We start from the raw sequence: 6,589 nt of genomic DNA, 5'->3' as shown, positions 1-6,589 counted from the left end.
CCTCACCTCCTCCGCCACATGGTGCCTGCGGTGCGCAAGGTGGTGCGTTCGGGTGCTTCGGCGGGTGCGCTGAGGGCCCGGTTGTCCGGCCTCGGTACGGAGGAGCGGGAGCGGCTGCTCCTGGACGTGGTGCGCGAGCAGGTCGCGGGGGTGCTGGGGCATTCCACGACCCATGCCGTCGAAGCGGACCGTGCCTTCAAGGAACTCGGCTTCGACTCCCTGACTGCCGTCGAATTCCGTAACGGTCTCAACAGCGCCACCGGGCTGGACCTCCCTTCCACCCTGGTCTTCGACTACCCGACCGCCCGCGACGTGGCCGTACAGCTCCAGGCGGCGCTGACCCCGAGCGATGCCGACGGCTCCCGGCAGCTGATCGCCGAGGTCGAGCGCCTGGAGGCTGCTCTTGCCGCCGCCTCACTCGTGGACGGCGGGCGTGCTCAGATCACGGCACGCCTGGAAACCCTGCTGCGCCGCTGGAACGCGGCCCAGCCCGATGCGGCGGCGGCCGAGGACGAGCCGGATCTCAGCACCGCTTCGGACGACGAGCTGTTCGACCTGCTCGACAACGAGCTCGGTCATTCCTGAGAGCTCTTCTCAGTCCTCATATGAACTTCCTCCGAGATTGGGTATGACGACGATGGAGAACGACGCCAAGCTCCGGGAATACCTCCGGCGAGCCACCACCGACCTGCGCCAGGTCCGCCGCAAGCTGCGGGAGGCCGAGTCCAGGGAACACGAGCCGATCGCCATCGTCGCCATGAGCTGCCGCTTCCCCGGCGGCGCCGGTTCCCCCGAGGAACTGTGGGATCTGGTCGCGGCAGGCACGGACACCATCGCCGACTTCCCGGCCAACCGTGGCTGGAACGTCGACGACATCTACGACCCGGAGCCGGGAAAGCCGGGCAAGAGCTACGCGAAGACCGGTGGATTCCTTTACGACGCCGATGAGTTCGACCCCGAGCTGTTCAAGATCAGCCCGCGCGAGGCGGAGGACATGGATCCGCAGCAGCGGCTGCTGCTGGAGGCCTCCTGGGAAAGCCTCGAGCGTGCGGGGATCGACCCCTCTTCGCTGAAGGGAAGCAGGACCGGAGTATTCGCCGGGGTCGTCTATCACGACTACGCCAGCGTCACGACTGCCGGCAGCCTGGTGTCCGGCCGGGTCGCGTACACCCTCGGCCTGGAGGGGCCGGCCGTCTCGATCGACACGGCCTGTTCCTCCTCGCTGGTCGCGCTCCACCTCGCGATCCAGTCACTGCGCCGCGGCGAGTGCTCCCTCGCGCTCGCGGGAGGCGTCACGGTGATGTCCACCCCCGATGTGTTCGCCTACTTCAGCGAGCAGCGCGGGCTGTCGCCCGACGGGCGCTGCCGCGCCTTCGCCGCCGACGCGAACGGTACGGGCTGGGGTGAGGGCGTCGGAGTACTCCTGGTGGAGCGGCTGTCGGACGCCCGGCGCCACGGTCACCCGGTGCTCGCCGTGGTGCGCGGCTCGGCCGTCAACCAGGACGGCGCCAGCAACGGCATGACCGCGCCCAACGGTCCCGCCCAGCGACGCGTGATCCAGGACGCCCTGAACTCGGCAGGGCTCACTCCCTCCGACATCGACGCGGTCGAAGCGCACGGCACCGGTACGACGCTGGGTGACCCCATCGAGGCGCAGGCGCTGCTGGCCACCTACGGCAAGGACCGGGCGGAGGGTCGGCCGCTGTGGCTGGGCTCCATCAAGTCCAACATCGGTCACGCCCAGGCCGCCGCGGGTGTCGCCGGTCTGATCAAGATGGTCCAGGCGATGCAGCACGGGGTGCTTCCGAAGACGCTGCATGTGGCAGAGCCGTCGTCGCAGGTGGACTGGTCGGCGGGTGCGGTGGAGCTGCTGACGGAGGCGCGGGACTGGCCGGCGGCGGACGGCCCCCGGCGGGCCGCTGTGTCGTCGTTCGGGATCAGCGGGACGAACGCGCACGTGATCATCGAGCAGGCAACGGAGGAAGAGCCCGCCGAGAGCGAAGCTCCGGAGGAGAGTACGGCTCCGGCGCTGGAGATGCCGGTGCATGCCTGGGTGCTGTCGGCCGCGGGTGTGGACGCGTTGACGGCGCAGGCCGCGCGTCTGCTGGAGCGGGTTGCCGGGTCTGAGACTCGTCCGGTGGATGTCGGCTTCTCCCTCGCGACCTCGCGTGCGCTGCTGGACCAGCGTGCCGTGGTCGTCGGGCGGGATCGCGATGAGCTGCTGGCCGCGTTGGCTGCGCTGGCCGAGGGCCGTGAAGGCCCCGGTGTGGTGCGGGGGACCTCACGCTCTGCCGGGGCTCTGGCCTTCCTTTTCACGGGGCAGGGCGCGCAGCGGGTGGGGATGGGGCGTGAGCTGTACGGTGCGTTCCCGGTGTTTGCTGAGGCGTTCGATGCGGTGGTGGCTGAGCTGGACGGTCAGCTGTCCGCGCCGTTGCGTGGGGTGGTGTGGGGCGAGGACGCGTCGGTGTTGGAGCGGACGGAGTTCACGCAGCCGGCGTTGTTCGCGTTCGAGACGGCGTTGTTCCGTCTGGTGGAGTCGTGGGGTGTGCGCCCGGACTTCGTTGCGGGGCATTCGGTGGGTGAGCTGACGGCCGCACACGTCTCGGGTGTGCTGTCGCTGGCGGACGCGGCGCGGCTGGTGGCGGCCAGGGCGCGGCTGATGCAGGCGCTGCCGGAGGGCGGCGCGATGGTCGCTATCCGTGCCTCGGAGGACGAGGTCCTTCCGTATCTGACGTCGGGTGCGGTGAGTGTTGCGGCGGTGAACGGTCCGGAGGCGGTGGTGATCTCCGGCGCGGAGCATGATGTGCTGGAGGTTGCGGCTCGTTTTGAGGCGGAGGGGCGTAAGACGAGTCGTCTGCGGGTCTCGCACGCGTTCCATTCGCCGCTGATGGAGCCGATGCTCGCCGAGTTCCGTACCGTCGCCGAGAGTGTCACCTTCGGCGAAGCCGGTATCCCGGTGGTCTCGAACGTCACCGGTCAGCTGGCCGTCTCTGATGATCTGCGGTCGCCCGAGTACTGGGTGCGACATGTCCGTGAGGCGGTGCGTTTCGGCGACGGTGTGAGTGCGCTGTCGGCCGCCGGTGCTTCGGTGTTCCTGGAGGTGGGCCCTGACGCGGTCCTCACCGCGATGGCGCAGAACAGTGCGGCCGATGCGGTGTTCGTGCCCGGTCTGCGGCGCAACCAGAGCGAGCCCGAGGCCCTGGTCACCGCGCTCGCTCGTCTCCACACGGTGGGGCACGTTCCGGACTGGGCGGCGTACTACGCGCCGACCGGAGCCCGCCGCGTCGACCTGCCCACCTACGCCTTCCAGCGTCAGCACTTCTGGCTCCCGGATCGTGCCGTCGCGGGAGCCGCCGCTGCCGGTCTGCATGCGGCCGAGCACCCCCTCCTCAGCGCGATGGTGATGCTTGCCGACGCCGACGGGGCGGTGTTCACGGGGCGGCTCTCCGTCGGTTCGCACCCCTGGCTCGCTGATCACGTGATCGGGGAGTCGGTTCTCTTCCCTGGTACGGGGTTCGTCGAGCTCGCCATCCGAGCGGGGGACCAGGTCGGTTCGCCGGTGCTCGACGAGTTGGTCATCGAGGCACCGCTGGTCCTGCCTGCCCATGGATCCGCGCAGGTCCAGGTGATCGTCCGGGCTCCCGACGCCGTCCACGGCAGCCGCTCGGTGGGTGTGTACTCGCGTGCCGGCGACGCGGACGCCGATGCGCCGTGGCTGCGCCATGCCAGTGGGGTGCTCGCCGTCGCCGGCTCAGCCCCCGCTCCGAGCGGCGCTGCCGCTCTGCGTGAGTGGCCTCCGGCAGGCGCCGAGCCAGTGGATCTGGAGGGACTGTACGAAGGCCTTGCCGAATCCGGCATGGTGTACGGGCCGGTCTTCCAGGGGCTCACCGCTGCCTGGCGGCACGGCAACGAGATCTATGCCGAGGCCACGCTTCCCGAGCACGCCCGCAGTGAGGCGGAGCGCTTCGGCCTTCACCCCGCTCTGCTCGATGCGGCGCTCCACGCGGTCGCCCTGACCGATGCGGTGGGCCAGGGGCCCACCTTGCCGTTCACCTGGTCGAAGGTGGCTCTGCACGCTTCCGGTGCCGCGTCGCTGCGCGTGCAGCTCGTCCCGGGCGAGTCCGCGGGCGGAAGCGTCGCGGTGAGCCTTGAGACCACCGATGTCGAGGGTCGTCCGGTTGCCACGGTCGGCTCCCTGGCCCTGCGGCGCATTTCCGACGAACAACTGGCAGCGGCAGCAGCCACGTCCCACGACTCGCTGTATCAACTGGACTGGGTCAGCCTGCCGTCGGCCACCGAGGAGCGGGCCCACACCGTCGGGACCTGGGAAGAGCTGGACCACGGTGCTCCCGTCCCGGATGTCGTGATTCTCGAGGCGGCCGGCCCGGACGTCGCCGCCCCCGGGGCCGTCGAGGAGTCCTCGGCCTCCTCCTCCCGGCACGCCGATGCCGTCCACACGGCAACGCACCGTGTGCTGGCGGCCGTTCAGGAGTGGCTGGCCGACACCGACGGGCGCTTCGACGCGTCGCGTCTGCTGGTCGTCACCCGCGGTGCCAGTGCTGTCGTCGGCCCGCGGAGTGTGCCGGGCGACGACGTCGCCTCGGACGGCATCATCGGCACAGGACGGGACCTGGGTGGCCTCATCGGCGCCGCGGTCGCAGGGCTGGTCCGTTCCGCGCAGATGGAGAACCCGGGCCGCATCCTGCTCGCCGACCTGGATGCCACGGTGGACCTCCGGTCGATCAGCGCCGCCGTCGTCGCCGCAGGGGAGGACAACGTCGCGGTTCGAGGCGGCGTGCTGCACGCCCCACGCCTGACCCGCGCCACGGCCCGTGCGGCAGGTACCGGATCGGCCCCTGGTACGAGTCCGGCGCCGGCCGGTATCCCGGCTGAGGCCGACGCACCACCCGTCTCCGGCGGTGGTGCCTTCGGGAACGGCACGGTCCTCGTGACCGGTGGCACCGGCGGCATCGGTGCACGTGTCGCCCGCCGTCTGGTGGTGGACCACGGTGTGCGCAGCCTGCTGCTCACCAGCCGTCGGGGTCCCGATGCGCCGGGCGCCGCAGGCCTCCGGGACGAACTGACCGCGCTCGGCGCGGAGGTGACCGTCGCGGCCTGTGACGTGTCGGACCGCGCGTCCGTCGCCACGCTTCTGAAGCAGGTCACACTGACGGGCGTGGTGCACGCTGCGGGGGTGCTCGACGACGGTGTCGTCGCCTCCCTGAATCCGGAGCGCATCAGTACGGTCCTCCGTCCCAAGGTGGACGCGGCGTTGCACCTCCACGATTGCACCGCTGGGCAGCCGCTCGCGGCGTTCGTCCTGTTCTCCTCCTTCGCCGGACTGCTCGGCGCGCCCGGGCAGGGCAGCTATGCGGCGGCCAACGCCTTCCTGGACGCCCTGGCCGTCCACCGTCGAGCCCAGGGCCTGCCCGCGCAGTCGCTGGCCTGGGGGCTGTGGGAACTGTCCGGAGGCATGGCCGGTGAGCTGGACACCGCTGACCGCGTCAAGATCTCCAGGGGTGGTATCTCCCCTCTCACCACAGACGAAGGCCTGGCGCTCTTCGACGCGGCCCCCTCGGTGGACCGTGCCCTCGTCGTACCGACCGCACTCGACCTCGCCGGGCTCCGGGCCCAGGGCGATGCGCTCCCCGGTCTGTTCCGCGCCCTGGTGCCGACGGCGCGGCGCAGTGCGGCGGCTGCCGGCGCGGGCTCTGACTCGCTGCGGCGCCGTCTGGCCGGCCTGTCGGCGGAGGAGCGGAAGGACCTTCTGCTCGGCCTGGTCCAGGAACGTGCGGCGGTGGCCCTCGGCTACTCCGGCACCCAGGCGGTCGAGGCCGATCGGGCCTTCCGCGATCTGGGAATCGACTCCCTGGGAGCCCTCGAACTCCGTAACAGCCTCGGCGAGGAGACCGGTCTCCGGCTCCCGGCAACCGTGATCTTCGACTATCCGAACCCCCTCTCGCTCGCCCGCTATCTGCTGGGCGAACTCTCCGGGGTCACGGAGGACGTGCGGGCCGTCCGTGTGAGCACGGTCACGGACGACGATCCGATCGTGATCGTCGGCATGGCCTGCCGCTATCCGGGCGGTGTCGAGTCCCCCGAAGACCTGTGGAACCTCGTCGTCGAGGGCCGGGACGGGATCACCCCCTTCCCGACCGACCGGGGCTGGCGGGTCGACGAGCTCCTGGACCCGACCGGAACGCGCCCGAACACGAGCTACGTGGGTGAGGGCGGGTTCCTGCACAGGGTGGCCGACTTCGACCCGGACTTCTTCGGGATCAGTCCGAACGAAGCGCTGATCATGGACCCGCAGCAGCGGTTGCTGCTGGAGGTGTCGTGGGAGGCGTTCGAGAGCGCGGGCATCGTTCCGTCGACCCTGGCAGGCTCGCGGACGGGTGTGTTCGCGGGGGTGATGTACCACGACTACGCGGCCAACAGCGGGACAGGAGCGATCGCTTCGGGCCGCATCTCCTACGTCTTCGGTCTCGAGGGGCCGGCGGTGACGGTGGATACGGCGTGTTCGTCGTCGTTGGTGGCGTTGCATTCGGCGGTGCAGTCGTTGCGGTCGGGTGATTGTGATTTGGCGTTG

The 6,589-nt window shown here is 70.5% G+C and carries 2 protein-coding genes; both read left to right on the top strand.

Annotated elements, in window-relative coordinates; genetic code table 11:
- On the top strand, positions 1–585 hold a 585-nt coding region (locus ACFY8O_RS34330), incomplete at its 5' end, for a phosphopantetheine-binding protein (protein WP_387909324.1).
- Between the two features lie 37 nt (positions 586–622).
- A partial coding sequence (locus ACFY8O_RS34325; protein WP_449341842.1) for a type I polyketide synthase occupies positions 623–6,589 on the top strand: 5,967 nt, incomplete at its 3' end.

The organism is Streptomyces argenteolus, assembly GCF_042902585.1.
GTDB classification, from domain to species: Bacteria; Actinomycetota; Actinomycetes; order Streptomycetales; family Streptomycetaceae; genus Streptomyces; species Streptomyces argenteolus.
The sequence above is the reverse complement of the archived record's forward strand: the minus strand, read 5'-3'. Positions and strand labels throughout refer to the sequence as shown.